Genomic DNA, 26449 nt, shown 5'->3' with positions numbered 1-26449 from the left:
GAAGTAGTTGATCACGCACTACTTCCAGGAGAACGATGAACCGGATTTCCAGGCGCACGATTCTGTTCGGTCTGGCCGCAGCGCCCCTCGGGCTCGCGGTGGGCTGCGGCGCCGACCCGGCAGCGAAGAGCGCCACGCTGGCGGTGGCCGGAACTTCGCGTCCGCTACCGATTCCGCCGCTTGCCGAATCCACCGTCGACGACGCCGGTGTTCGCCACTTCACACTTCGTGCCGGTGCCGGAACCACCGAGATCGTCGCGGGAAAACTCACCGACACTTGGGGTTTCAACGGATCCATTCTGGGACCCACCGTCCGCGCCGAACGCGGAGAATCTGTCGCATTCACGATCGACAACACACTGGCAGAGCCCACGACCGTCCATTGGCATGGCATGCGTCTGCCCGCCCGATACGACGGCGGCCCGCACCAGACCATCGAAGCCGGCGGACGCTGGGAACCGGCGTGGACGATCGGCCAGTCGGCGTCGACGCTCTGGTATCACCCACACCCGCACGGATCCACCGAACGGCACGTGCAGCGCGGTCTCGCCGGACTGTTCCTGGTCGACGACGCCGACACGCGGGCGTTGGACATCCCCAAAACCTATGGTGTCGACGATGTTCCGCTGATCATCCAGGATCGTCGATTCCTCGCCGACGGCAGCTTCGACGAATCGGATCCGACCGACATAGGCCTGCTCGGCGACACGATCGTCACCAACGGCATCTCCGACGCCTACCTCGACGTCACCACCGGGGTCGTCCGGTTACGCATTCTGAACGGCTCTTCCGGCCGTCTCTACAACCTGGGGTTCCCCGACGACCGCACGTTCGATCTGATTGCCACCGACGGCGGACTGCTCGAATCACCTATTGCGATCAAGCGGATTCAGCTCAGCCCCGGCGAACGAGCCGAGATCGTGGTTCGCGTCGACCCCGGTGCGACGACCACACTGGTGTCGTTCCCGATCGAGGACGGCGGTGGCGTGAGTTCCTCCGACGCCGAGAACTTCGGCATGAACGACCGCTTCGACATCATCGAACTGCGGGGCGTTGCCAGCCGCGCGTCACGGTCGACTCTCCCGGCGCAGTTGGCCGTACTGCCGCGTCTGGATCCGTCGAAGGCAAGCGTTTCCCGAACCTTCGATCTGCAGTGGTACATGATCAACGGGCAACGAATGGACATGAACCGCATCGACTTCGAGGCCGAGGTCGGCGCGACCGAGGTGTGGACGATCACCAACAAGGACAACTGGCCACACAATTTCCATGTCCACGACGTACAGTTCCAGATCCTCGACGTCGACGGTCGCACTCCTCCGCCTCACTTACGAGGACTCAAGGACACTGTTTACACACCACCGGGCAGTAGGATTCGCGTCGCGCTGCAGTGGTCCGAGTACACCGATCCCACCTTCCCGTACATGTTCCACTGCCACCTGCTGATGCACGAGGACCAAGGGATGATGGGCCAATTCCTCGTCCTCGAACCGGGACAGAAGGCGGCTCCGATGCAGATGGACATGCCGATGGACATGCCGATGCCTTCGTCTGGTTCGCACTCCGGTCACTGAAAGTTCTGCAAGTGGTACACAGCGAGGCGAACCCGATTGTCGCAACCGGTCTTCGACATCAGGTTCGCCACGTGTGTCTTCACCGTGGTCACACCCAGATGCAGCGTGTCCGCGATCTCCTGATTGCTCTTCCCTTCTGCCACCAGCGCGAGGACCTGCGATTCGCGATCGGTCAACGGAACCTTGTCCGTCACAGCAGTGTCTGCGATACCACCGATCACCGCTCGATCCACAACGCGGCGGAGAAGTTCCGGAGTGAACACCATCTCGCCCTCGGCGACCCGCCGAATGGCACCGAGCAGCTCGGCGGGTTCGGTGTCCTTGACGAAGAATCCCGAAGCCCCCGCGGCGAGTGCGGGATACAGATGATCGTCGTCGTCGAAGGTGGTCAGCACGAGAATGCGCGCTCGACGACCGGCCTTGACGATCTGCTGCGTGGCACCGATCCCGTCCAGTCCGGGCATTCTCAAGTCCATCAGAATCACGTCGGGATCCAATTCTGCAGCGAGCGCTACCGCCTCGACGCCGTTCGACGCCTCACCGGCCACGGTCATGTCCTCGGCTGCCGCGCACAGCATCCGCAAACCGGCGCGCACAAGTCGCTGGTCGTCGACGATCAGCACGCTGATCACGAGACATCGCCCGAGACAACGAGTGGAATACTCACGTGCACTTCCCATTTCCCGTCAATGTTGGTGCCGGCGGTCATCTCGCCGCCGACCAACTCCGCACGCTCCTGCATTCCCACCAGGCCATGACCTGCACTCCGAGGCGATCCCTCGACGTCGTTGACAACCCTGACATGCACCCGGTTGTCTTCGCGACCGACCGAGACCGATACCAGCCCCTTCTTGTCGCCGTGCTTCATGACGTTGGTCAGTGATTCCTGAATCACCCGCAACAACGTCAGCCTCCCGATCGCGTCGAGATCGGCTGCGCCTGACTCGACATTCTCCTGGGCATCGAAGACTGACTGCACCTCGAAACCCGCCGCACGCACACGATCTATCGCCGCCTCGATTTCCGCCTCGACGGCATCCGGCTCGACCAAAGCGACCTCACCGAGCGAAGGATCACGAAGTGCGACCAGGAGGCGACGGATATCGGCCAGCGCATCGGACGCAGTCCCACGCACATCCGCGAGGACCTCACGCACGGCCTCGTCCTGGGGCGCCAAGACATGTTGAGCCACGCCGATTCTCAGGACGATCGATGCCATGTGGTGCGCAACCAGGTCGTGCAGTTCGCGGGCGAGCGCACTGCGCTCCGCAGCGCGGGTCTGCGCAAGATTGTTCGCGGCCAATTCACGCTGCGAGCGTAGATACAGCCCGAGCAGCAGTGGCAACCCCACGTACGCAAGCACTTTCACAGCCGTCGTGACAGACCAGAACGCTTCGTGAGATTCGAACCAGATACCCGCGAGCACCGAACCGCACCATCCTGCTGCCGATACGGCAACCATTTCTCTACGCTCGGCCCGCATCGTGACGTCGACGACGGCGACCGCCCCGAGATACGGAACAAGCTCGGACAGCCCCCAGGCGTCGGCGACGAACATCGGAACGGCGAGCGCCGAGATGACCAGGGACGCGAAGACCGGCCATCGACGGCCGACGGCGAAGGCGAGCGCCGACAGCATCGACAGAATCCAGTAGGTGAGGGGAACTCGATACTCCCCCGGATACGTGCTGGCGATCAACAGGCACGGGACCACCACCAACGGCGTGTAGCGCACGTACCGCTGTATCCGATCTGGCACCTCTGTCCGGTTCACCCCTCGAGCCTATGACGCGCATCATTTCGCGGTTTCTCGACAACAGACCTTACTGATGAGTAAGATAAGGATCGTCCAACGCCCCAACACCGAGAAACAGCTGGTGATCATGACCAAGCAAGACAGTGTTGCCCCCGACAAGAGTGCTCAGCGCAGCGAATCGGGCGCGCAGCGCGGCGGCGCCAAGGGTGCGCCCCGCGACACGTCCGCCGTCGGCCTGAACCCGATCAAACGCGACGCCATGGGCGCAGCCATGCGTGTGCTTACCAAGATCACCGGTTCGGAACTGGCCGAGAAGTTCAATCTGCGTCAGACCATCGATCGCGTGACCTACGAGGGCACCAAGACGGGCTTCAAAACCCTGGGTGCCGCCACTCGAGGATTCCAGAAGGTCTCGGGCAACGGCGCACCCAAGCGCCTGCCCGACAACCCGAGCAAGAACGCCGACTACTTCGATCTGACCCCCGACGACGACCAGAAGATGATCCTCGAGACCGTGCGCGAGTTCGCGGCCGAGATCCTGCGTCCCGCAGCGCACGACGCCGACGGCGCAGCGCAGGCCCCCGCCGATCTCTCCAAGCGCGCGGCCGAGCTCGGTATCACGCTGATCAACGTTCCCGAAGAACTCGACGGAGCAGCCGCCGATCGCGGCGCAGTCACCAATTCTCTTGTTGCCGAGGCACTTGCGCACGGAGACATGGGACTTGCACTTCCGATCCTCGCACCGAGCGGTGTGGCAGTCGCACTGACGCAGTGGGGCACCGACGCGCAGCAGAAGACCTACCTTCCGGCCTTCACCGGCGAGCAGGTCCCCGGCGCAGCAGTGGTGGTCAACGAACCACGCGCACTGTTCGATCCGTTTGCCCTGCAGACCAAGGCAGTGCGCTCCCCCAGCGGCTACAAGCTCAACGGCGTCAAGAGCTTGGTGCCCGCCGCCGCTACGTCCGAACTCTTCGTCATCGCCGCAGAACTCGACGGCAAGCCGTCCTTCTTCATCGTCGAATCCGACACCAAGGGACTCGTCGTCGAAGCAGATCCCAGCATGGGTCTGCGCGCCGCCGGTCTGGGTCGCCTGATCCTCACCGACGTCGCTGTGTCGGAGTCCGCACTGCTCGGCGACGGTGACGCCGAGCAGCGTAAGGCCGAATACGCCGACGCGATTCGCCTGGCTCGCCTCGGTTGGGCGTCCATGGCCGTCGGCACCAGCCAGGCAGTTCTCGACTACGTGATTCCGTACGTCAACGAGCGCGAAGCGTTCGGCGAGCCGATCAGCCACCGCCAGGCGGTTGCCTTCATGGTCGCCAACATCGGCATCGAACTCGACGGACTGCGTCTGGTCACGCTTCGGGGCGCTTCACGCGCCGAGCAGGGCTTGTCCTTTGCTCGCGAATCCGCTCTGGCCCGGAAGCTGGCTTCCGAGAAGGGCATGCAGATCGGCCTCGACGGTGTGCAACTCCTCGGTGGACACGGGTTCACCAAGGAACACCCGGTCGAGCGCTGGTACCGCGACCTCCGTGCCATCGGCGTTGCCGAGGGCATCGTCCTCATCTGACGCCGCTGAACTTCCAGGAGAACCACGATGATCAACCTCGAACTTCCCAAGAAGCTCAAAGCATCAGCGAACCAGGCACATCAGGTCGCGGCGCAGATCTTCCGACCCATTTCACGTAAGTACGATCTTGCCGAGCACGAGTACCCCGTCGAGCTCGACACCATGGCTGCCATGGTCGAAGGCCTCTCGGATTCCGGTGGAGACATCGGCGGTGCCAGCGGCGGACGGTCAGACGCGAGCGCCAAGGGTGGCAACGCCAACGGCGGCAACATGTCTGCGCTCCTCAACTCGCTCGAAACGTCTTGGGGCGACGTCGGACTCATGCTCTCGATCCCCTACCAGGGGCTCGGCAACGCCGCGATCGCCGCAGTGTCAACCGACGAACAGCTCGAACGTTTCGGCAAGGTGTGGGCCTCGATGGCCATCACCGAACCGAGCTTCGGTTCCGACTCCGCCGCCGTGACCACCACCGCCGTTCTCGACGGCGACGAGTGGGTTCTCAACGGCGAGAAGATCTTCGTCACCGCCGGTGAGCGTTCGACGCACATCGTCGTGTGGGCGTCGGTCGACAAGTCGAAGGGCCGAGCGGCCATCAAGTCGTTCGTCGTTCCGCGTGACGCACCGGGCCTGAGCGTTGCTCGCCTCGAGCACAAGCTGGGCATCAAGGCCTCCGACACCGCAGTACTCCTGCTCCAGGATTGCCGCATTCCCGCGGACAACATCCTCGGCAGCCCGGAGGTCAACGTGGAGCAGGGCTTTGCCGGCGTCATGCAGACGTTCGACAACACCCGGCCCCTCGTTGCAGCCATGGCCGTCGGCGTCGGACGCGCAGCTCTCGAAGAACTGCGCGGCATCCTGACCGAAGCCGGTGTCGAGATCTCCTACGACACACCGGTCTACAACCAGCATGCAGCTGCAGCCGAGTTCATCCGTTTGGAAGCCGACTGGGAGGCCGCGTACCTGCTGTCTCTGCGCGCGGCGTGGATGGCCGACAACAAGAAGCCGAACTCGCTCGAAGCGTCCATGTCCAAGGCGAAGGCCGGCCGCACCGGCACCGACGTGACGCTCAAGGCAGTCGAGTTGGCCGGCACTTACGGCTACTCGCAGCGCCCGTTGCTCGAGAAGTGGGGCCGCGACTCGAAGATTCTCGACATCTTCGAGGGCACCCAGCAGATCCAGCAGCTGATCGTCGCACGCCGCCTGCTCGGAAAGTCGTCCGCCGAACTGAAGTGACGGTCGCACGGACCAGATCCCGAAACACTCCGCCCCGCCACCTTTCGAGGTGGCGGGGCGGAGTGCTCGGTCGCCATCGTGAAACTTCACCACCGAAACCTGATTGCGCATTAGTGTGTAATCAGTCCTACAACGACGCTCGGAAGAGGTTCACGTATGCCCGGATTGGTCACCAAGGTCACTGACACCATCGGCGCGGCGGGGGTCATGTTCCGAGCCGGACTCGTCCCGTTCCCTCGCCTCGATCGCGGGCTCAAATCCATTGCAGCCGTGGATAAGTACGGACCCTTTGCCGGGCCGGTCCATGCACACGCCGAGAACGGCTACGACGCGGTGGCGATCATCGACGAGCGCGGACCCATCACCTATGCCGAGCTCGAGCGTCAGAGCAACGCGTTGGTCCGGGCGTGGCAGGCCGACGGCATCACCTCCGACTCCGTCATGGGTGCGATGTGCCGTAACCATCGAGGCTTGGTCCTGACCATGCTGGCGGCAGCGAAGAACGGAACGAAGCTCGTTCTCATGAACACGGGCTTCGCTCGGCCCCAACTCGTGGACGTCGCCGCGCGGGAGAAGGTGGTCGCCTTCGTCTACGACGACGAGTTCGCGGCCATCGCCGATGCCTTGCCGGACGACGTCGTCGTCTATCGTTCCTGGCCAGAGGGCACAGCCGCTGACGGTTCCACGGCAGCTACTCTCGACGAGGCCATCGCCGGACGCACCACGTCGTCGGTGCCGGCACCCGAGAAGAACGGTGGCTTCGTCCTCCTCACCAGCGGCACAACGGGAACTCCCAAGGGTGCGCCGCGTGGCCACACCTCCCCTCTCGCGTCGGCACAGTTCCTCGACCGCGTGCCGTTGCGCCGCGGACAGACCATGATGATGGCGGCCCCCGCCTTCCACGGAACCGGTGTCTCGCAGTTCGCTCTCGCGTTGGCGCTCGGCCAGACCGTCGTCATGCATCGAAAGTTCGATCCGGAGAACACGATCAAGCTTGTCGCCCAGTACAAGTGCGACAGTCTGGTCGTGGTCCCGACGATGCTCACTCGCATCATCGACCTCGGTCCCGACGTGCTGTCCAAGTACGACACGTCGAATCTGAAGATCATCTTCTCGGCAGGTTCGTCACTCTCGCCCGACCTGTGCAAGCGAGTCACGGCCTCGTTCGGGTACGTCCTCTACAACCTGTACGGATCCACCGAGGTCGCAGTGGCCACGGTCGCGACTCCCGAGGATCTGACCATTGCGCCGGGAACCGCGGGCCGCGCTCCGGTGACCTGTCACGTCGAACTGTTCGACGAGAACAACAAGAAAATCACCACCCCACACACGATCGGCAGGATCTTCGTCGCCAGCGGGCTGAGCTTCGAGGGATACACCGACGGGCGCGACAAGGAACGTATCGACGGACTTCTCTCGACCGGCGACGTCGGACACTTCGACGCCAACGGCCTCCTCTTCGTCGACGGCCGCGACGACGACATGATCGTCTCCGGTGGCGAGAACGTCTACCCGCTCGAAGTCGAGAACCTGCTCGCCGATCGAGAGGACGTCTTGGAAGCGGCAGTCATCGGAGTCGAGGACGCCGACTTCGGGCACCGCCTGCGAGCTTTTGTCGTCGTCGCCCACGGCGCCGACCAGAACTCCGACGAGCTGAAGGATCACGTCCGGTCCAATCTCGCGCGCTACAAGGTTCCCCGCGAGATCGTCTTCATCGACGAACTTCCCCGCAACGCCACCGGAAAGCTGTTGCGCCGCGTCCTGATCGAGATGGAGATCAGCGAAGACTGAGCACAGTCACAAAGCGCTGAGCGTGCGGATCAATTCCGCCTCGTCGACGCGAGTCGAGTGCCCGCCGCGGAGCACGACCTCGCCCGCCACCAACACCGTGTCCACTATCTGACGACTGCCCGTCGTGAGAATGGACGCACCCGGATCTCGCACCGGGAGGCAACCGAAGTCGCGTTCGAACCGAATCATGGTGAGGTCGGCGGGATCGCCCACGGAGATCCCGCCGGACCTGGCCGGCAGACCGAGTGCTGCGTTTGCACCGCCGGATGCGATGTCGATCATGGCTTCGAAGCCGAGCAGGTCGGCACGGCCGCGCGCGGCTCGCTGCACATAGGCGCCGGTGCGCAGCGTCTCGAGCATGTCCTGAGTATCGTTGCTGGCTGCGCCGTCCACACCCAACCCCACCGCGATCCCCGCGTCGAGGAAACTCGGGACGGGCGCGATTCCGCTACCGAGCCGCATGTTGCTGACGGGGTTGTACGACACTCCGACGCCGCGCTCCGCCAGCACCTTCTGACCACGGTCGTCGAGTTCGACGCAGTGGACCGCCAGCACCCGGTCCCACAAGAACCCATGGGAATCCAGGTAGTCGACCGCGTTCATGCCTGCGTGTTCGGTACACATCGTGTTGTCGGTCTGCGTCTCGAGCAGGTGAATCGAGACCGTCAGGTCGCGAGCCTGCGCGAACTCACGCACTTCCAACATCCCCTCCGGGGTCAGCGAACGTGGGTTCGGTACCGCGACTGCCACGTCGACGCGGGAACCTGCGACGTCGCGCATCATCTGATCCGTATGTGCGAGAACGTCTCCGAGTGGTTGCATGAGCCGCGGATCGAAGCCCCACTTCCTCGTCTTGTCCGCCCGGTCTGCGGTTCCGCGTCCCAGTACGGCACGAATCCCGGTGTCGTGCAACGCCCGGATCACAGCGTCGTGAACCTCGCTGGACGGATGCGGCCACATGTGTTCGACCAGGGTGGTCGTACCGCTGCGCAATGCCTCCAGCGAGGCTGCGACAGTGGCCGTGTATGCGCGCTCCGGCGTGATCTGAACCGACTCTTCTGCGACCGCGAGTAGCCATTCGAGAAGCGGTGTCCCTTCGGCGATCCCACGCATCAGTGACTGCTGAAGGTGCGTATGGGTGTTGACGAACCCAGGGATCAGATACGCCCCCGATCCGTCCACACTTCCAGGTGTGGCGGTGCCGGTCGACTTCTCGATCGATTCGACCACCCCATTCGAGACGACGACGTCGTGGCCGGTCAGCCATTGCCCGCCGCTGTACAACGTCACGTCCCGGATGATCGCGTCGGTCATGTTCTTGGGCGCGGTAGTCATCGCCAGTTCTCCTGAAAGTGTGTGACGGAACGGATACGGATCAACGCGCGAAGTTCGCGCGTACTCGCTGGTCGATGTAGTCCTCGGCAGTGATCGGCGGGTACTTGCCCGCCGGCCCCTCGATGGTCACGTCGCGGTTCGCCTGAGCGAAGAACGCGAGGCTGTAGCGGGCTCCCCGATAGTCGGTGACTCCGGGACTCTTGACTCGATGAAAATTCGACGGCAGGACGTCATCACTCCATCTCATCAGCATGTCGCCGATGTTGCAGGTGATTGCTTCCTCAGCCGGCACCACCGACGTCCATTCCTGGGTGTCCATCTCCTTGCCCGGGCACAGTTGCAAGCCGCCCTGACCGTCACGCTGGAAAAGCAATGTCAGGCAATCGAAATCGGTGTGTGCTCCGGCACGCCACATCCCTTCGACATCTGCGTCGGCGGCAAGGGGGAAGTAGTGGAGTAGTCGCAGCGTGCTCTGGTAGGTGTCCACCGACGGGTCATGTGCCCTGGTGAAGAAGTCTCGTTCGAATCCCAGCTTCTCGGCGAAGCACGACAACAGGTCCATCGCAATGCCCCAGCACTTGGCTTCGAAGTCCAGGATCGTTTCGCGGAATCCGCCCAATTCGTCTGCAGTGGGCCACAGATCACCCATATGCGGGCGGGTCACCTGATAGGACTCTTTCTGATCAGGTGTTCCGATGGACGGACGCACCTGCGTCATGCTCTCCCAGCCGGAGTTGAAACCCTTCTTGAGCGGATACTGCGCTTTGACCTCGGTGGGCAGTGCAAAGAATCGCTCGGCCGCCGCGAAGGCCTCGCGGACCTGGTCCAGATCGATCCCGTGATTGACGATTTGGAAGAATCCGATGTCGGTCGCTGCCGACCACAACTCCTCGGCGATCTCGCTGCGCCGGTTCTCGAAATCCGAGAGATCGATTCTTCGGACCTCGCGGTCGGTGGTCTCCGTGCCCAGGCCACCCATGCGGGTCTCGCGGTTGAGTTCTGTCATGTCGTACGTCATTTGCTGTCAGCTCCTTCAGCGGATTCCGATGGACCGATCGGTGAACTTGTCGGTGTAGATCGCTTCTGCAGTCAATGACTGCGGTATCGCCGCACCCCCGGCGTTCAGGATGGGCTTCAGTTCTTCGACGGTGTGAGCGACTCGCGTCATGTCGAACGTGCCGACGGATCCGTCCGCCTCGTTCGCGATCAGGCCCTTCTCTTTCAAGAGTTGGGCACTGAACGCTGCTTCACCCTCGGTGTAGGGAGAGAACGACACGTCCTGCGAGACGACGTCGACAATGGCAGCATTCGCCGTATCCGGCGCAGTGATGTAGTCCGCGGTGGCCTGCTGAATGATCGGAACCAGCTTGCTCAAACACGGGGAGAGTGTCTCGACCTTGTCGGCACGAACGGAAACATTGGACGCGTAGATGTCGAAACCCGAATCTTTCAGCAGGTCATAGGAAACCGGCTTGTCCCACGCCGGCGTCTCCTTCTCGTACGTGTACGGTTCCGAATTCGCGAATCCTTGCTGAGCGATGGTCGGGTCACCGACAAATCGCGAGGGAGCTCCGTCGTAGCTCGTGTCGAGCTGAGACTGCTTCAGTAGGCCTTTCGCCACGAGCCACTGCGGAAACAGTTGCTCCTTGGAAACGACGACACTCGCGTCGGACTTGCCGATATCGGCAACACTCGCCCATTCCGGATGAGACTCTTTGTCCCACATGAGGATTGCCGGGCTGTACTTGAGCAATGGCGTGACGGCCACAACGGGCTGACTTGCCGCTGCCGCGATCACCTGATCGCCGTGCACCAAGCCGAGAGTGATCGAATCGTCGACGTACATCTGGGAGCTGACGGATTGGAACCCGATTGCCGGTCCCCCGGCCCGCAAGGTCAAGTCGACTCCGGTGTCCTTCCCTCCGGCGACAAGAGTCCCACTGACGGACTTGTCGTCGGTGTCGACCGAATAGCCGGGACCAAGCATCTCGAAGAGCGCCCCCATATCCGACTGTGGCTGCCATTGGAGTTGAACCACAACGTTTTCCGGACAGAGACCCGCTAGGTTCTGAGCCTCGGCAGCTGGTTCGAGAGATTCAGCCTTGGCCGTCTCAGCCTCACTGGAGCTGCACGCAGTCAATCCGATGGCTGCACACATGGCCAGTGCCGCGCCCGCCGCTCCCACACTTCTGCGATTGGAATGCACCTTGCGATTTGAATACACAGCGTCTCCTTCGTGAAAACAATTGGGATGTGGGCGAACCAGGAAGGGTGATCCGATGAGCACACTCTGCAGCACGTGGATTACATGCAATCGACTCGTTGTTTCCATCAGGTAACGTGCGCCAGGATTCTCGCTTCACCTGCAATGTCACCTCACATTTACATTCAGCAACCTAGGCGACATACATGCAATTCAAGATGGTTCATACATATTGAACAACTTTTGCATGCATTATCGAACCGGAGGCTCAGATGGAACTCGCGAACACGATGCAGGATGCCGACGCTCGCAAGCTCACCGCACCGATGCAGATGGTCTTTTCCGATGTCGTCAAGAAGTTCGATACCGGCACTGTCGCGCTGGACGGCATCGATCTGAACGTGGAGCGAGGAGACTTCGTCGCCGTGGTCGGACCCTCCGGCTGCGGCAAGTCGACTTTGTTGCGCATGGCGGCCGGCCTCGAGCGACCGACCAGCGGCGCGGTTGCCCTCGACACCGAATCAGTTGGCTTCATCTTCCAGGAGCCGACTCTCCTCCCCTGGCGAACCGTGCAGGCCAACGTCGAATTGTCCGCCGAACTCGGTGGCGGCGACAAAGCAGCCCGAAAGTTGCGCGCCGACGAGGCAATTCGCGCAGTGGGCCTGGCGGACTTTGCGAAACAACTGCCCAACGCGTTGTCGGGCGGAATGAAGATGCGCGTCTCGTTGGCACGTGCGCTCACCCTCGCACCTGCTGTGATGCTGCTCGACGAACCTTTCGGTGCTCTCGACGAGATGACACGACTGGAGATGCAGGTAGAGCTGCAAAGGCTCTACACCGACAAGGGGTTCACCTCGATGTTCATTACGCACTCGGTATCCGAGGCCGTGTACCTCGCAAACAAGGTGGTCGTCATGACCGCCCGGCCCGGACGAATCCATTCGGTCGTGGACATCGATTTCCCGTACCCGCGTAGCCCGGAACTGCGCTACGACGCCCGATACACCGAACACGTCGCCGAGATCTCGGCCAGTCTCCATGGGAGCTCACGATGACCGAAGTCCTTGCAGTGCAACAGGGCACCACCGCACGCAATTCCGCCGTTCGCACTGATTCTGCGACCGCCGCGCGAGCACAGTCACAGCCCGGACGGCCCTCGCGAATGAGAGCGCTCGGCACCTTCCTGCTCTATCCGCTGCTCTCACTTGCCGGCGCGGTCGCAGCGTGGTCGATCGTCAGCTACCTCGTTCTCTCCCCGGAACGTCGATTTCTCCTTCCGCCGCCGAGTCAAGTACTGACAAAGTCGCTACTCGACTGGAAACACCTCTCTCCCATGCTCGAAGCCCTCGCAGTGACGGCACAGGTAGCACTGGTCGGCTTCGTGGTCGCGGTGGCAGTCGGCGTCGGAACCGGCGTGCTGATGAGCCAGGCCAAGTGGATCGAGCGGATCGTCTATCCCTATGCCGTTGTGCTGCAGGTCATTCCCATCCTCGCCATCGTCCCCCTCATCGGGCTCTGGTTCGGCTACGGCATGACCGCGCGCACCCTGGTGTGCGTTCTCATCGCAGCCTTCCCGATCATCACCAACACACACTTCGGATTGCAATCGGTCGATCGCGGACTGCACGAACTGTTCACCCTCGGCCGCGCGTCCCGTTGGGATCGATTGGTGAAACTCGAACTGCGAGCGGCAATGCCGGCTATTCTCACCGGCATCCGCACCGCCTCCGGCCTTGTTGTCGTCGGTGCCATCATCGGCGACATGTTCTTCGCCAAAGGACAACCCGGGATCGGAACGCTGCTCGACGTCTACCGAAGCCGCCTTCAGTCCGAGGATCTGATCGCCGCGATCGTGATCGCGTCGGTGTTCGGTGTCCTCGTCTTCTCTGCCTTTGGATTCCTCTCACGTGTGCTCGTCGGTAAGTGGCACACGTCCGGCCGCAAGGACTTTAAATGACCCACGAAACTCCTGTCTTCGAAATCCCTACGATCGATATCAGCCCGTACCTCCGCGGCGAGGCAGCGGTTGCAAACGCCACCAACAGCACTGCCTGTGCGGAAGTGGCAGCTCAACTCGATCGCGCGTGCCGGGAGGTCGGATTCATACAGATTGTCGGACACAGCATTCCACGATCGGCGACCGAAGGACTGGCCGACGCTCTCGACGAGTTCTTTGCTCTCCCACTGACGGTGAAGAACAACTATCGCCGTCCCTCGTCCGAGAACCGCGGCTACTCACCACCGAAATCGGAATCACTCAGCATGAGCCTGGGCGTCGCCGCTGCGAACCAGATGAACGATTTCTACGAAGCAATAGTCGTGGGCACAGAGGTGAGCGACTATCCGGGCGTCGACCTACCCGAGTCCAGCTACGCCGCCAACACCTGGCCCGTGGCCGCGCCCGGATTCCGACCGGCAATCGAAGAGTATTTCCGTCATGCCCAGGGCTTGGCACGAATCCTGATGTGCGCCTTTACCGACGCCATCGGATTGCAGCCCGGGTACTTCGATTCGATGCTCGACCATTCGATCGACGCGATGAAGATGAACAACTACGCACTGCCCGAGGGCGAGATCCGCATCTCCGGCGACATGACGGGAATGGGCGCTCACACCGACTTCGGAATCTTGACCATCCTGTGGGCAGATCAAGTTCCGGGCCTTCAAGTTCTGAGTGCCGACGGCGTATGGCACGACGTCCAACCTGCCGACGGCGCACTCTTGATCAACCTCGGCGACGCGATGGCACGCTGGACGAACGACCGATGGCGCTCGACAGTGCACCGAGTCGACCCACCTATCGTCGATGGTCAGATCATCCGACGTCGCTCTGCCGCATTCTTTTTCGACGGGAACTACGACGCCGTCATCGAAGCACTGCCAGGGACTCTCACACCGGGCGAAGTGGGATACCCGCCGATCACGATCGCTGAGAACATCGCGGCCAAAGTGGCCGGACTGAAAGGCGCGACGGCGCCCGACGTCGACAGTCGCAGCGCTGACCGGGTGCGCGCCGCTGGATAACGCTCCCGGGTACCGTCGACATCGTGCAGGATCGAAGTGAGGACAAGATGACCACCACCGAACGAGCTTTACTCACCGAGTCCGTGCACGAGACGCTTCGCGAACTGATCTTTTCGGGCGAGCTGGCGCCGGGGACACCACTGAGTGTTCCCGCGCTGGCGAGCAAGCTCAATGTCAGTCGAACGCCGGTCCGCGAGGCCGTGCAGCAGTTGATCTACGAGGGCATCGCCGTCCACACACGGAACGCGGGTGCAAAAGTCGATTCGCTGGACGCGGAGTCTCTGCGCGCGGTCTTCGAGGTGCGTGAGGTACTCGACGGTCTCGCGGCGTTCAACGCGACGGCCAATGCCACGCACGAAACCGTGTCACAGCTGAACAAGATGGTGCAGGTGCAACGCGAACTTCTCGAGAGCTCGCCGGATCAGCGTCGGGATTCGAAGCTCGACCTCGAGTTCCACACCTTGATTCGTGAGACTGCATGCAATCACCCACTCAGCGAAGCCCTGCATCGTCTGGATGGACAGTCACATCTCTACCGTTCGGACATGTGGAGCCTCGAGCTCAATCGGCGGATCGCTGTCACCGAGCACGCTCGTATAGTCGCGGCCATCGAATCGGGTGACGCCTTGGGAGCGAGAACTGCCGCGAGCGCACACGTAGCCGGGCTACTCGTCCGAACAACCCGGACCTGAAGCTTTACCGAAATGACGGAAACAGCGTGTCAGGCCAGGTGATGTCGCCGTCGTTCTCGTCCACGAACGTACCGACACAGTCGCGCCCCAAAGCGCTGATCGCTCCCGAGATGACCTCTGGATGCTCGAGCTCGGTGAGATGGTCTCCTCCGGTTCCGGCCCCGGGAACGCCATCGACGTACACCCGGCATTGGCCCCCGTCCAACCGACCGTCCGCCCACTCGCCCGAACTCTGCACCACCGAATAGTAGGCAGATCCAGGAGTGTCCTCACCGGCATTGAGCTTGGTGAGAACTTCGGAGAACATGCAGGTGTCGTAACCGTCGGCAGGGCCTTGTACGCAGCCACCGGGGCTACCGTACTGCGGCGCACCGATGGCGACGAATGAATCCACTACTTCGGAGCCACCGAGGAACTTCGCGTAGTACCGGGAGCTCAGTCCACCCGCACTGTGCGCGATCACCCCGACGGAGTCAGCGCCGGCAGCGTAGGAGCGAATCGAATCGGCAATCAGCTCGGCGTCGGCCGCAATCATCTTGCCGGGTGCGTCGACGAAGTGTGTCTCGTAGCCCGCAGCGCTCAGTGCCTTGTCGAGGGCGCGGTAGGTCGCCTGGTGCGTTTCTCCCGAGTTGTAGAGCTGCTGCCCCGGAACGATGAAGACCACGCGCTTCGCATCGGTGATCCGCCCGCCGGCGGCAGCGCTTCCTGCCGAGAACGCCAGAGCGGTGGTCACCAGCGAAGTAGTCACCGCCATCGCCAAAAGAATCTTCGAGAGTCGCACTTCGCCACCCTACGACGGCTGCGCACAAAAAAGGACCGCCGCACTGGAATCCAGTGCGGCGGTCCTTTTCTAGTAGCGGGGACAGGATTTGAACCTGCGACCTCTGGGTTATGAGCCCAGCGAGCTACCGAGCTGCTCCACCCCGCGATGCATGGACAAAGTTACACGAGCAGGTGAACGGAACGCAAATCGCCTGCGCTGGAGCGAAATACACGCCTGAAAGTCGAAGAATCGGGTGACTGGGTTCACAAAATGCCCGTGAGCATCAACACATAACAAGCATGTAACGAACGTACGTCGAAACGGCATCGGAAAGGCTCTACCAGCACAAACGCTAAAATTTTGGGTCGAGAGCAGACCAGACAGTCCGGAAAATTGCGAATCGACCCTCGTTCGACGCTCCCGTACGGTCGGTCCCGGCCCGAATCAACCGGGCGAACGCCGACCCGCCGCTGCTCCACTCTGCCCCGCGGGATCGGAACCCCCGAAACCTTCGAGGGGCAGAGACACGGAGAGACAAGCGCCCGGGAAAGTCAGCATCATCGCCGACCCGCAGGCCCGCCGATGTCAGCAAGCGCGGAGAGGATTTACCCCGACATGACGTACACCAGCATCAGCAAGCGTGCATTCGGCACATTGGCAGTAGCCGGCGCACTTGTCGCAGTGCCCCTTACCATGAGCACCGGCACCGCTTCCGCAGCCACCCACAACTGGGACGGCGTCGCACAGTGCGAGAGCGGTGGCGACTGGAACATCAACACCGGAAACGGCTACTACGGCGGCCTGCAGTTCTCGCAGAGCACCTGGACCGCCAACGGTGGCACCGGCTCGCCCGCCAACGCTTCCAAGGAAGAGCAGATCCGCGTCGCCGAGAACACCCTGCAGAGCCAGGGCCCCGGCGCATGGCCCGTCTGCGGCCAGCGTCTGACCGTCGCGAGCGAGCCTGCAGTCGAAGAAGCTCCCGCCGCAGCGCCGGCTCCCGTCGCCGAGGCACCCGCAGTTGCTCCCGCCATCGAGATCCCGGCCGAGCTCAAGCCCGCCGCACAGCAGGCTTACGACACCGCTCGTGACCTCGCCGGCCAGTACGGCTTCGCCGCACAGTTCCAGCAGCTCTCCGATGCCAACGCACCGATCGTTGCAGCACTGCGCTGATTCAGCTCGTACAGCTTCACCTGAGCACACAAGAAGGCCCACCATCCGATCGGATGGTGGGCCTTCTGCTATTCATGAACTGACGCCGCTTACCTCGGCAGCGCCTGGTACGCGTCAACAGCCTTCTGCAGGCGGTCGAGCGCAGCACCGTAGCTGGTGAAGTCACCGCTCTGTTGCGCCGACTTCAATGCCGCCATTGCCGAATTGACCTCGGCCAGCGCCTTCGTGACGTCATCCGAAGAAGCCGGCGGGGCCGGTGCCGTCGGAGTTGTCGGCGTTTCCGGTTGCGCTCCGGTATCCGGATCGGGTGCCGGCTGGGTGACCGTCGCTGCCGAACCTGCGCCCGGCCAAATCTGACTGATCGCCTCGGAGACGGTCGGTGCATAACCGATCCGAATGCCGTTGGTGTCGCTGAAGCTCACCAATACACGCGCCAACTGAGGGAACGCGTTCTGCGAGTTTCGCTGCGAGTACAAAGGCTCGACATAGAGGATTCCGCCCTCGGCAATCGGCAGAGTCAGCAAGTTTCCGTACTGAATCTTGTTCGACTGCTTGAGCAGTGACACTTCCGAAGCAACACGCGAATCCGACGTCATCGCAGACTGAGCCTGCTGTGGACCCTGAGTCTGCGTATCGGTCGGCAACTGCAGCACCGTGAACTTGCCGTAGTTCTCCTTGTCGTTCGCCACCGAGATGTAGGCCGACAGCAACTCACGACTGAACCCGACCATCGGACTGGTCAGACGGAAATCCGCCTTCGCGGTGTCCTTGTCGCCCACCAGCACGTAGTACGGCGGCTGGTTGGCCGACGTGTCGATCGTCGGATCGCTCGGAACCGACCAGAACGCGTTGTTGGTGAAGAACTCACTCGGATCGTCGACGTGGTACTTCGCCAGCATCTCTCGCTGAACCTTGAACATGTCTTCCGGGTAGCGGAAGTGTGCCTGCAAGTCGTCCGAGATTTCGCTCTTCGGCTTCACCGTGTTCGGGAAGACCCCCATCCACGCCTTCAGAACCGGATCCTGCTCGTCGACCTGGTACAGCGTGACAGTGCCGTCGTAGGCATCGACCGTGGCCTTCACTGAGTTACGGATGTACGAGAACTCCTGGCGCGGAATGAGGCGCCCGGTCGTCTGGTCGATACTGTCCTCGACCAACCCGTCGAGCGAACTGCGCTGCGCGTACGGGTAATCCTGGGCCGTGGTGTAGCCGTCGATGATCCACTGCATCTTGCCGTCGACCACTGCGGGGTAAGCAGCGCCGTCGGTCGTCAGCCAAGGCGCGACCTCCTCGACCCTTTCCTTCGGATCACGCTTGAAGATGATCTTCGAGTTCGAGCCGATTGCACTCGAGAACAGGATGTTGCGCTCGGTGTACTTCGCCGCGAATGCAAGACGGTTGAACCAGTTGCCGATCGAAACGCCACCCGAACCTGTGTAGGTGTACTTCGAGGTGTCGGTGTCGTACTCCCGCGGTCCCTCACCGTCGACGGAACCGACGATCGAGTAATCGGCGTCCGACTGACTGATCACCTCGCCGTAGTACGAACGAGGATTGTCCACCTTGAGATTCTCGTTCTCGGGCGTGGTCGTCAGGTCGCTCACCGAGTAGATCGGGTAGCCACCGGTGTTGTTCTGACTGTCGCCCTGCACGGCCGTGACTTCGTTGGCCTGGGCGGCGACGAAACCGTTGCCGTGCGTGTAGACCGTGTGCTTGTTGATCCAGTCCGTCTGGTTGCCGGAAAGGTTGTTCGGCGACAGCTCACGCGCGGCGACAACGAAGTCACGCAACTGGCCGTCTTGTTCGTAACGGTCGACGTTGAGCGTCTGCGGGAACCCGTAGAAGTTCTTGAGCTGACGCTGAGCGGTGAACGTCGGCGACAGAATGGTCGGATCCAACAGGCGTGTGTTCGCGATCGTGGTCCGGTCTGCCGGAACGTCCTGGGGCTGCTTGGTGCCAATTCCCGGATAGTCGACGTAGTCGACGTTTTCTTCCGTGATCCCGTACGCCTGACGGGTCGCTTCGATGTTTCGTTCGATGTACGTGCTCTCCTTCTGCGCCGCATTGGGCTTGACGGAGAACTGCTCGACGATCATCGGGTAGACGGCACCGACGAGGACCGACGAAAGAACCAGTAGAGCGACTGCCATGGCCGGTATCCGAAGATCCCGCGTGAAGATCGAGGCGAAGAACGCCAAGGCGCAGATGACCGCAATAGACAACAGAATGAGCTTCGCAGGCAGAACCGCATTGATGTCGGTGAAGCCCGGGCCGGTGAACGTCGGTTCCTTACGACTACTCGACATCAACGAGTACCGATCAAACCAGTACGCCACCGCCTTGAGAAGCACAAAGGTGCCGGCGATGACAGCCAGCTGAATACGAGCGGCCGTGGTGAACGTCCCATTGCGCCCGGCCAACTTGATTCCACCGAAAACGTAGTGGGTGACCAGGTTTGCCACGAAAGCCAGCAGGATCGAGACGAACAACCAGTTCAGAACGAAACGGTAGAACGGCAGATCGAACGTGTAGAAGCCGACGTCCAAGTTGAACTGAGGATCGGTGATACCGAATGCCTGGCCGTTGAGGAACAACTGGATAGTGACCCAGTTGGCCTGCGCGATGAGACCGGACAGGATGCCGATCGCTACCGGAATGATCACGCCGAACAGACGAAGACGCGACATGACGGTGGTGCGGTAGCGCGCGATCGGATCATTGGGCCCGGAGACCGGGACGAACACCGGGCGTGCGCGGTACGCGAGAAGCATCGCGAGCCACACGATGGCGCCGACGACAATTCCGACGACCAGGAAGAGCACGAATCGCGTCAGCAGAACCTTGGTGAAGACACCGCGGAAGCCGACTTCGCCGAACCACAACCAGTCCGTGTACATGCCGATCAGTCGCGGCCCCACGAGCAGCAAGGCCGCCACTACGACAGCCACCACCAACAAGATTCGACTGCGTCTGGACAGAGAGGGTAAACCTGCGGGGGGCCGCATGCCCACGTGCCACGCTCCAAGATTTGGCGACGCCGTGGCGTCGCAACCGATTGCATCGATCACTGCGGCCACGCCCGAGTGGACTTGGCCGTTTCCGACCACTCTACGTAACAACGGTCACGGGTTGACAACACGGAGAGCGGGGAGCCGGACAGAAGGTGGGAGGATGAAGGCGTGAGTGAAGAGAATATGAGCAGATCACCGAGTGCCCTCGCCCGGTGCGTTCATGAAGTTGTCGACCACATCGACGCCGAAGGCTGGGATCAGCCGCCGAAGCTGTACGCGTTGGTACCCACCGAGATGCTCGCCGCGGCCGAACCCGGACTGCTCGACCAACTCGCCGAGGGCGCCGAATACACACCGATCGAACAGGAATCGCTTCCCGAGGACATCATCGGCGGTTCACGGGCACTCGACGAGTTCCTGGCAACGACGCATTGGCCCGAGTCCGTGCAGGGTTGCATCCTGGTGCAGGAGATCGTCGTCCTGCCGCCCGAGGCGGAATCGGATCTCGACCACGCCACGGCGCCGGTGTTGACCGATCAGCACGCGGCGGACGAAGTCGCTCGACTGACGGCCGACGCGCATCCCGATCGACGCGAGGCTCGACTGTTCGTCGGCGTGCTCCGTGACGGTCCCTCGCTGTCGCTCCTACAGATGCGTCCCGACGAGGATGCGGATCCGTACGGTGACTTGGAACTGCTCACCTACGACGGTCTTGCACCTCACCTCGTGCACGCCCTGTACGCGACGCTCGACGAGGTCGAAGAAGACTGACAGAGTCGTCGGCGGCCAGGCAGCTTTCAGCAGCGGGGTGCGTCGCCACCCGTGTTGAGGCTTTCGAGTGCGTCCACTGCGCCGGGCAGGTTGTCGACCTTGACGAGTCGAAGCCCGTCCGGCGCATTCTGTTTCGCCTCGTCACAGTTCTGGGCCGGCACGAGGAAGGTCTCAGCACCGGCTTCGGACGCGGCGATCAACTTGTACCTGATGCCGCCGATCGGACCGACCTCGCCGTCGGAGTCGATGGTGCCCGTTCCGGCTACGAACTTTCCGCCGTTGAGCTCCCCCGGAGTCAGCTTGTCGACCAAGGCCAGTGTGAACATCAGTCCGGCAGAAGGACCGCCGATGTCGGCGAGATTGAACTGCACGGTGAAGGGAACGTCCGGGACCTCGCTGGGTGTGACGCCGAGGTAACCCGATTCGGGCTTGTTGGGCCGCGCCCCGACGGTGACCGGCACAACGGTCTCCACACCCTCACGAAGGACGGTGACGTCGATCGCGGTGCCGGGCGCGATCGCACCGACCGTGTCCTGAACGCCGGTGATGGTGGTTACCGGAGTGTCGCCGATCTTGACCAGGACGTCGCCTTCTTGCAGGGCACCCGCAGCGGGACCGTCCGGAGTCACCTTCGAAACAGTCAGTGCCACCGGCTTGCCGAGAAAGTGCAGTGCCGCCAACTCGGCACTGTCCTCGGATTGCTGGAAGTCGGCGGTGTTGGCCTGCTGAATCTCTTCCTTCGACTTCTCGGGCGGATAGATCTCCGAGCGAGGGACGAGTCCGTTGCTGCCACTCGCCCACAGTCCGAACGCTTCGAAGATGTTGAGGCCGTCGCGAACCGACACCGTTGTCATGTTGAGGTTGCCGTCGGTGGGATCGACCTCGGTCCCCTGGATGTCCACGACGGGCTTACCGTCGACGTCGCCGAGCGTGTTGAAGGTGGGGCCCGGACCGAGTGCGACATAAGGAACAGTGACCATTGTTCCGACGACTCCCAACACGACGATGGGTGCGAGTGCGGCCAAGAGCGTCACTATCCGTCGATTCACCTGATCCAGAGTAAAGCGCGAAGGCTCCGGAGCACCGATCGCACCGCCTGAGCGCCGTGCGTGTTCGCCGTCAGCGTGACTCGGAGGGCGACTCCGACCGCTCGAGCCTTGTACCGTTGAGGTATGAGCAATATGCCGTTCGGCTTCTCCAACTCCGACGACGATCCCGATCGCGACAAGAACGCGGCGGGTGGCAATCCGTTCGGGGGTGGTGACATGCCGTTCGGGTTCGGCGCGGGCGGTGAGGGATTCGATCCGGCTCAGCTCGGCCAGATGCTCACCCAGTTCGGGCAGATGCTGAGCGGAATGGGCTCGTCGATGGGCCAGGGCGGTTCGTCCGGCCCGGTCAACTACGACATCGCCAAGAAACTGGCACGCCAACAGATCGGATCGGTCGCACCGATCACCGAGGGCAACGTCAAGGCGATCGCCGACGCCGCGCACCTGGCCGAGATGTGGCTGGACGCCGCGACAACGCTCCCTGCCGGAGCGAGCCGCACTCTTGCGTGGACTCCGAACGACTGGCTCGACAACACGATCGACACGTGGAAGCGACTCTGTGATCCGGTGGCCGAGAAGGTAGCGGGCATGTGGGTCCAGGGTCTTCCGGCCGAAGCACAGCAGATGGCTGGCCCGATGCTGGGCATGCTCGGCCAGATGGGCGGACTCGCGTTCGGCTCGCAATTGGGCCAGGCACTCGGCCAACTGTCCACCGAGGTGCTCTCCTCCACTGACATCGGCCTGCCCCTCGGCCCCGAAGGCACCGCGGCCCTTCTCCCGGCTGCGGTTCAGGCTTTCAGTGAGGGTCTCGAACAGCCGCATCAGGAAGTTCTGGTCTTCCTCGCCGCGCGGGAAGCCGCTCATCAGCGCCTTTACAGTCACGTTCCGTGGCTGCGCCAGCGTGTTCTCGCGACAGTGGAGGAATACGCCCGCGGAATCACCATGGACTTCTCGGCGATGGAAGAATTCGCCAAGGACCTCGATCCATCCGCTCTCACCGATCCGAGCAAGCTCGAAGCGCTGATGCAGCAGGGCACGTTCGAGCCGCAGAACACTCCGGAGCAGAAAGCCGCTCTCGAACGTCTAGAGACTCTGCTTGCGCTGGTCGAGGGTTGGGTGGAGACGGTCGTCACCGCCGCACTCGGCGAGCGACTGCCTGGTGTTGCCGCGATGAGTGAGACGTTGCGGCGTCGCCGCGCTACCGGCGGCCCCGCCGAACAGACCTTTGCGACGCTGGTCGGACTAGAACTTCGTCCTCGCAAGGTCCGCGAAGCGGCTGGTTTGTGGCAGAAGCTCACTGCGGAAGCCGGTATGGACGTTCGCGACGGCGTCTGGTCGCATCCCGACCTGATGCCTGATTCGAGCGATCTCGACGCACCGGACGGATTTGTCGCCCGTGTCCTCGGCGCCGGCGAAGCCGGTAATTTCGACGACCCGATAGCCCAGCTCGAAGCCGTCGTGGCAAAAGAGCGTGCGGCCGAGGAAGCGATGGACAAGACCCGCGAGGACGACGAAGAGAAGTAATCCCTTCTCGACCGATTTTCGCAGATCAGCCGCGATGACCGCCTGTGGATAACTGCCGCTGACGGGGACTCGCCGAGGGCCCGTCGTGCCAGCATCGAATGATGACCGGTCACACACACGACAACACCAGACAAGACAGCACTTCACAGCGATCCGCGGGACCTCGATGGGACCCGCGGATCGCTGTTCTGTCGCGCCCGGATGGTCGACTGCAGCTGGGATGGACCCCCGGACGTGCCGTCCTGCTGACTCTGCCTGTCGGGGTCGACGATCGCGCGGTGAAGTCGATCCTGCGCAAAATGGACGGCTCGAGATCCCGCGCAAACATCCTCTGGGAAGCGTCGAGGCGCGGGATTCCCACATCCGTGACGGAGGAGTTGCTCGAGCAACTCGCCGATTCCGGTTTCGTCCACACTGCCCGCAGAAGCACCGCGACGGTCCGGATTCACGGTGTCGGTCCGCTCTCTGACGCCATCGAGCGCGCACTGGTCACCGGCGGGGTCAGCACGCGTCGCTCGCGCGGGTATCGCAACACCGACGTCGTGCGCACGTGGAACGAACAACTGGTGGTCCTGAGCGACGACGTCGTGACTGATCCTCGTCTGGTCAGCGATCTCGTTCGCTGTGGACTCCCCCACCTTTCCGTCCGCATCCGCGACGGCAACGGTGTGGTCGGTCCTCTTGTCCTGCCTGGTCAGTCGAGTTGCCTGCGGTGCGCCGACATCCTCCGATCCGAACTCGACCCTCATTGGCTTCATCTGTCCGCGCAGCTACTCGGCAGCGCAGGCCACGCGGAATCGGCGATGATCCATGCAAGTGTCGCGCTGGCCCTGGCCGAGATCGACTCCGCATTATCGGAGACAGCGGCGACGCATGCGGCGAGTCTGTCGTCGACGCTCGAGATCGCGCTCCGTCCGTATCGGATCACAACCAGGCGCTGGCCTCGGCAAATATCCTGCAGTTGCCAATACCTGGCACCTGTTTCGGGCAAAGGACGCCCCAGTCAGACATGATGGTGTGGTGTCCGAGATCCCACGCAAGAGTTCTGCCCGTACTGCCAAACTCGCGAGCATCCCCCTGGGGATGGCCGGTCGCGCCGCCATGGGCTTCGGACGCAAGCTCGCCGGCGGCGACAAAGGCGAGATCGACGCGCAGTTGAGCGCGAAGGCGGCCGAGCAACTGTTCGCGGTGCTGGGCGAACTCAAGGGCGGCGCGATGAAGCTGGGCCAAGCGCTCAGCGTCATGGAGGCGGCAATTCCGGAGGAATTCGCCGAGCCATACCGCGAGTCGCTGAACAAGCTCCAGGCCGCCGCCCCGCCGCTGCCGACCAAGCAAGTACACAAGATGCTCGACCAGCAACTCGGAACCAAGTGGCGCGACCGATTCCAGTCGTTCGACGATGAACCGACCGCGTCGGCAAGCATCGGGCAGGTTCACCGAGCCGTCTGGGCGGACGGCCGCGACGTAGCCGTGAAAGTTCAGTACCCCGGCGCCGACGAAGCTCTACGCGCCGATCTCAAGACCCTGGGCAGATTTGCCGGTCTCTTCGGTTCGGTCATGCCCGGTGTCGACGTACGGCCCGTGATCGAGGAGTTCACCGCGCGCACGGAGGAAGAACTCGACTATCGGATCGAGGCGAACAATCAGCGAGCTTTTGCCAAAGAGTTCGACGGAGATCCCCAATTCGTGATCCCGCACGTCGTGGCGAGCGCGCCGAAAGTGGTCGTGACCGAATGGATGACGGCAACCCCGTTGACCAGAATCATCGAGAGTGGAACGCCGGAGCAGCGCAATGCGGCCGGTGCACTACTCGCCGAATTCCACTTCGCGTCTCCGGCCCGTGTCGGATTGCTCCACTGTGACCCGCACCCCGGCAATTTCATGCTTCTCGAGGACGGCCGACTCGGCGTCATCGACTTCGGTGCTGCTGCGCCGTTCCCGAACGGACTGCCACGGGTTCTCGGCACGATGGTGCGCTTGGCTGTCGAGGAACAATTCGACGAGTTGACGGAGTTGTTGCGCGCCAACGGTTTCGTGATCCCCGGACGCACGGTGACCGACAAGGAGATCGCGGATTACCTGCGACCCTTCACCGACCCGATCCAGACCGAGTCATTTCACTTCACTCGGGCATGGCTGCAAAAGGCCGCCGGAACCGCCACTGACTTCAACAGTGCGCAGTTCCGAACGGCCCGTGCACTCAACCTTCCGGCCGAGTATTTGATGATCTTCCGTGTTCTTCTCGGTTCGGTCGGCATATGCGCCCAGTTGGACGCATATGCCCCGTACATGGAAATCCTGACTCGTTGGTTGCCAGGGTTCGCGGAGCCGGTTCTGGATGACACCGGCTCCGCCGAATAAGACACCGGCTCCGCCGAATAGGGCTCTCACGCGCACACAAGTTGCTTGCGTGGGCGCCCTCTCGGTCTCTTGCGCGCTATGACGGCCCCCTGATCGAGGATCTCGCCGCCCCACACCCCCCATGGCTCGGCGCGGTCGAGAGCCGCACTGAGACAACGGGAACGGATGGGGCACTGCGCGCACAGTGCCTTGGCCTGCTCGAGTTCGGCCGGAGCTTCGGCGAACCAGAGATCGGGGTTGGATGCCCGGCACGGCAAGTCGCGGCGGGTGGACGCGACCTCGATGAACGTGACTGCAGCCGAAGTGACGTCGGTGGAAGTTACTGCAGTGGTGGAGTTTTCGGATTCCACGCGGATTGTCTGGGCAGACAACTCGGTCTCCTAGTGCTCGGATGCGAAACTGTGTCGCACGATATGGGTTCGATGGGTGCGAACCTGAGCCGAGTCGGAAACCAGATGAAGAGGGCTATCCAACACAAAGGCCACGGTCCGCAGGGGCTGCGGGTCCGTGGCCGTAAGTGAACGGATGTGTCCTACCGAGAAATACCTCGATGGCTTAAGAACACGGACTCGACAGCTGCTTTCTTTGCTGCTGCTTGAGGGCGCAGGCGGAACGCATGCTG

The 26449-nt window shown here is 62.5% G+C and carries 22 protein-coding genes and 1 tRNA gene; 13 read left to right on the top strand and 10 right to left on the bottom strand.

The window, feature by feature from the left end; translation table 11 throughout:
• The first annotated feature begins 35 nt into the window (after positions 1–35).
• Positions 36–1574: a multicopper oxidase domain-containing protein gene (locus tag G9U53_RS01940; protein WP_165638264.1), complete on the top strand. Its 1539-nt coding sequence runs from the start codon at positions 36–38 to the stop codon at positions 1572–1574.
• On the opposite strand, the gene G9U53_RS01935 is transcribed toward G9U53_RS01940, so the two are convergent.
• Both G9U53_RS01935 and G9U53_RS01930 read right to left on the bottom strand, forming a co-directional pair.
• Positions 1568–2206, bottom strand: coding sequence for a response regulator transcription factor (locus G9U53_RS01935; protein WP_165638263.1), 639 nt, complete (start codon positions 2204–2206; stop codon positions 1568–1570). The two genes, G9U53_RS01940 and G9U53_RS01935, sit on opposite strands and share 7 nt — an antisense overlap.
• On the bottom strand, positions 2203–3348 hold the full coding sequence (locus tag G9U53_RS01930; protein ID WP_347570798.1) for a histidine kinase: 1146 nt from the start codon (positions 3346–3348) through the stop codon (positions 2203–2205). The genes G9U53_RS01935 and G9U53_RS01930 overlap by 4 nt, the downstream gene beginning before the upstream one ends.
• A gap of 103 nt (positions 3349–3451) precedes the next feature.
• Between G9U53_RS01930 and G9U53_RS01925 the strand changes: the two genes are divergently transcribed.
• The 3 genes from G9U53_RS01925 to G9U53_RS01915 all read left to right on the top strand — a co-directional run bounded on the left by G9U53_RS01925 (position 3452) and on the right by G9U53_RS01915 (position 7924).
• Entirely contained in the window at positions 3452–4900 is a 1449-nt protein-coding gene (locus G9U53_RS01925) for an acyl-CoA dehydrogenase family protein (RefSeq protein WP_165638368.1), read from the top strand.
• A gap of 27 nt (positions 4901–4927) precedes the next feature.
• Positions 4928–6133, top strand: coding sequence for an acyl-CoA dehydrogenase family protein (locus tag G9U53_RS01920; RefSeq protein ID WP_003942363.1), 1206 nt, complete (start codon positions 4928–4930; stop codon positions 6131–6133).
• A gap of 156 nt (positions 6134–6289) precedes the next feature.
• Positions 6290–7924 carry an acyl-CoA synthetase gene (locus G9U53_RS01915; protein WP_030534986.1) on the top strand — a complete coding sequence of 545 codons (1635 nt, stop codon included), beginning with the start codon at positions 6290–6292 and terminating at the stop codon, positions 7922–7924.
• Between the two features lie 6 nt (positions 7925–7930).
• On the opposite strand, the gene G9U53_RS01910 is transcribed toward G9U53_RS01915, so the two are convergent.
• From G9U53_RS01910 to G9U53_RS01900, 3 genes are read right to left on the bottom strand one after another with little or no spacing between them, the layout of a single operon-like run.
• Positions 7931–9259 (bottom strand): amidohydrolase family protein, encoded by a 1329-nt coding sequence (locus G9U53_RS01910; protein WP_165638262.1) that lies wholly within the window; start codon positions 9257–9259, stop codon positions 7931–7933.
• Positions 9260–9299: 40 nt separating this feature from the next.
• On the bottom strand, positions 9300–10277 hold the full coding sequence (locus G9U53_RS01905; RefSeq protein ID WP_003942293.1) for a 2-oxoglutarate and iron-dependent oxygenase domain-containing protein: 978 nt from the start codon (positions 10275–10277) through the stop codon (positions 9300–9302).
• 15 nt (positions 10278–10292) lie between these two features.
• Positions 10293–11483, bottom strand: a complete 1191-nt coding sequence (locus G9U53_RS01900; RefSeq protein WP_003942310.1) for a hypothetical protein — start codon at positions 11481–11483, stop codon at positions 10293–10295.
• A 251-nt stretch (positions 11484–11734) separates the two neighbouring features.
• Between G9U53_RS01900 and G9U53_RS01895 the strand changes: the two genes are divergently transcribed.
• Genes G9U53_RS01895 through G9U53_RS01880 form a run of 4 tightly spaced genes read left to right on the top strand, consistent with a single transcriptional unit; the run spans position 11735 to position 15178 of the window.
• Entirely contained in the window at positions 11735–12517 is a 783-nt protein-coding gene (locus G9U53_RS01895) for an ABC transporter ATP-binding protein (protein WP_003942349.1), read from the top strand.
• Complete coding sequence (locus G9U53_RS01890; protein WP_007731277.1) at positions 12514–13419, top strand: ABC transporter permease; 906 nt, start codon at positions 12514–12516, stop codon at positions 13417–13419. Before G9U53_RS01895 ends, G9U53_RS01890 begins: the two co-directional genes overlap by 4 nt.
• Positions 13416–14486: an isopenicillin N synthase family oxygenase gene (locus tag G9U53_RS01885; RefSeq protein ID WP_165638261.1), complete on the top strand. Its 1071-nt coding sequence runs from the start codon at positions 13416–13418 to the stop codon at positions 14484–14486. Before G9U53_RS01890 ends, G9U53_RS01885 begins: the two co-directional genes overlap by 4 nt.
• Positions 14487–14533: 47 nt before the next feature.
• Positions 14534–15178: a GntR family transcriptional regulator gene (locus G9U53_RS01880; protein ID WP_003942323.1), complete on the top strand. Its 645-nt coding sequence runs from the start codon at positions 14534–14536 to the stop codon at positions 15176–15178.
• Positions 15179–15182: 4 nt separating this feature from the next.
• On the opposite strand, the gene G9U53_RS01875 is transcribed toward G9U53_RS01880, so the two are convergent.
• Positions 15183–15959, bottom strand: coding sequence for a lipase (locus G9U53_RS01875; protein ID WP_003942360.1), 777 nt, complete (start codon positions 15957–15959; stop codon positions 15183–15185).
• A gap of 73 nt (positions 15960–16032) precedes the next feature.
• Positions 16033–16106, bottom strand: a tRNA-Met gene (locus G9U53_RS01870).
• 450 nt (positions 16107–16556) lie between these two features.
• On the opposite strand from G9U53_RS01870, the gene G9U53_RS01865 reads away from it, so the two are divergent.
• Positions 16557–17111, top strand: a complete 555-nt coding sequence (locus G9U53_RS01865) for a transglycosylase family protein (protein ID WP_003942299.1) — start codon at positions 16557–16559, stop codon at positions 17109–17111.
• Positions 17112–17200: 89 nt separating this feature from the next.
• On the opposite strand, the gene G9U53_RS01860 is transcribed toward G9U53_RS01865, so the two are convergent.
• Positions 17201–20116 (bottom strand): UPF0182 family protein, encoded by a 2916-nt coding sequence (locus G9U53_RS01860; RefSeq protein ID WP_207623849.1) that lies wholly within the window; start codon positions 20114–20116, stop codon positions 17201–17203.
• A gap of 189 nt (positions 20117–20305) precedes the next feature.
• Between G9U53_RS01860 and G9U53_RS01855 the strand changes: the two genes are divergently transcribed.
• Positions 20306–20893: a PPA1309 family protein gene (locus tag G9U53_RS01855; RefSeq protein WP_030534992.1), complete on the top strand. Its 588-nt coding sequence runs from the start codon at positions 20306–20308 to the stop codon at positions 20891–20893.
• Between the two features lie 26 nt (positions 20894–20919).
• Here the strand turns inward: G9U53_RS01855 and G9U53_RS01850 are convergent, their stop codons facing one another.
• A complete protein-coding gene (locus tag G9U53_RS01850) occupies positions 20920–21942 on the bottom strand; it encodes a PDZ domain-containing protein (RefSeq protein ID WP_347570797.1) in 1023 nt (340 codons plus the stop codon).
• Between the two features lie 123 nt (positions 21943–22065).
• Here G9U53_RS01850 and G9U53_RS01845 point away from each other — a divergent pair, with 123 nt between their 5' ends.
• The 3 genes from G9U53_RS01845 to G9U53_RS01835 all read left to right on the top strand — a co-directional run bounded on the left by G9U53_RS01845 (position 22066) and on the right by G9U53_RS01835 (position 25827).
• Positions 22066–23466, top strand: coding sequence for a zinc-dependent metalloprotease (locus G9U53_RS01845; protein WP_165638260.1), 1401 nt, complete (start codon positions 22066–22068; stop codon positions 23464–23466).
• Positions 23467–23564: 98 nt separating this feature from the next.
• Positions 23565–24479, top strand: coding sequence for a hypothetical protein (locus G9U53_RS01840; protein WP_165638259.1), 915 nt, complete (start codon positions 23565–23567; stop codon positions 24477–24479).
• A gap of 7 nt (positions 24480–24486) precedes the next feature.
• Positions 24487–25827, top strand: a complete 1341-nt coding sequence (locus G9U53_RS01835; RefSeq protein WP_030534995.1) for an AarF/UbiB family protein — start codon at positions 24487–24489, stop codon at positions 25825–25827.
• Between the two features lie 26 nt (positions 25828–25853).
• Here G9U53_RS01835 and G9U53_RS01830 read toward each other — a convergent pair whose 3' ends face one another.
• On the bottom strand, positions 25854–26177 hold the full coding sequence (locus G9U53_RS01830) for a WhiB family transcriptional regulator (RefSeq protein WP_003942321.1): 324 nt from the start codon (positions 26175–26177) through the stop codon (positions 25854–25856).
• Positions 26178–26449 lie beyond the last annotated feature (272 nt).

Source organism: Rhodococcus sp. D-46 (assembly GCF_011290655.1).
Lineage (GTDB): Bacteria > Actinomycetota > Actinomycetes > Mycobacteriales > Mycobacteriaceae > Rhodococcus_F > Rhodococcus_F qingshengii.
Note: the sequence above shows the minus strand (reverse complement) of the source record. Positions and strands in the feature narration are given on the sequence as shown.

Excerpts from the sequence above, each read along its gene's own strand:
- G9U53_RS01940 (WP_165638264.1), top strand. The coding sequence starts at position 36 with ATGAACCGGATTTCCAGGCGCACGATTCTGTTCGGTCTGGCCGCAGCG.
- G9U53_RS01920 (WP_003942363.1), top strand. The coding sequence starts at position 4,928 with ATGATCAACCTCGAACTTCCCAAGAAGCTCAAAGCATCAGCGAACCAG.
- G9U53_RS01915 (WP_030534986.1), top strand. The coding sequence starts at position 6,290 with ATGCCCGGATTGGTCACCAAGGTCACTGACACCATCGGCGCGGCGGGG.
- G9U53_RS01910 (WP_165638262.1), bottom strand. The coding sequence starts at position 9,259 with ATGACTACCGCGCCCAAGAACATGACCGACGCGATCATCCGGGACGTG.
- G9U53_RS01905 (WP_003942293.1), bottom strand. The coding sequence starts at position 10,277 with ATGACGTACGACATGACAGAACTCAACCGCGAGACCCGCATGGGTGGC.
- G9U53_RS01895 (WP_003942349.1), top strand. The coding sequence starts at position 11,735 with ATGGAACTCGCGAACACGATGCAGGATGCCGACGCTCGCAAGCTCACC.
- G9U53_RS01890 (WP_007731277.1), top strand. The coding sequence starts at position 12,514 with ATGACCGAAGTCCTTGCAGTGCAACAGGGCACCACCGCACGCAATTCC.
- G9U53_RS01885 (WP_165638261.1), top strand. The coding sequence starts at position 13,416 with ATGACCCACGAAACTCCTGTCTTCGAAATCCCTACGATCGATATCAGC.
- G9U53_RS01880 (WP_003942323.1), top strand. The coding sequence starts at position 14,534 with ATGACCACCACCGAACGAGCTTTACTCACCGAGTCCGTGCACGAGACG.
- G9U53_RS01865 (WP_003942299.1), top strand. The coding sequence starts at position 16,557 with ATGACGTACACCAGCATCAGCAAGCGTGCATTCGGCACATTGGCAGTA.
- G9U53_RS01860 (WP_207623849.1), bottom strand. The coding sequence starts at position 20,116 with ATGCGGCCCCCCGCAGGTTTACCCTCTCTGTCCAGACGCAGTCGAATC.
- G9U53_RS01855 (WP_030534992.1), top strand. The coding sequence starts at position 20,306 with ATGAGCAGATCACCGAGTGCCCTCGCCCGGTGCGTTCATGAAGTTGTC.
- G9U53_RS01845 (WP_165638260.1), top strand. The coding sequence starts at position 22,066 with ATGAGCAATATGCCGTTCGGCTTCTCCAACTCCGACGACGATCCCGAT.
- G9U53_RS01840 (WP_165638259.1), top strand. The coding sequence starts at position 23,565 with ATGATGACCGGTCACACACACGACAACACCAGACAAGACAGCACTTCA.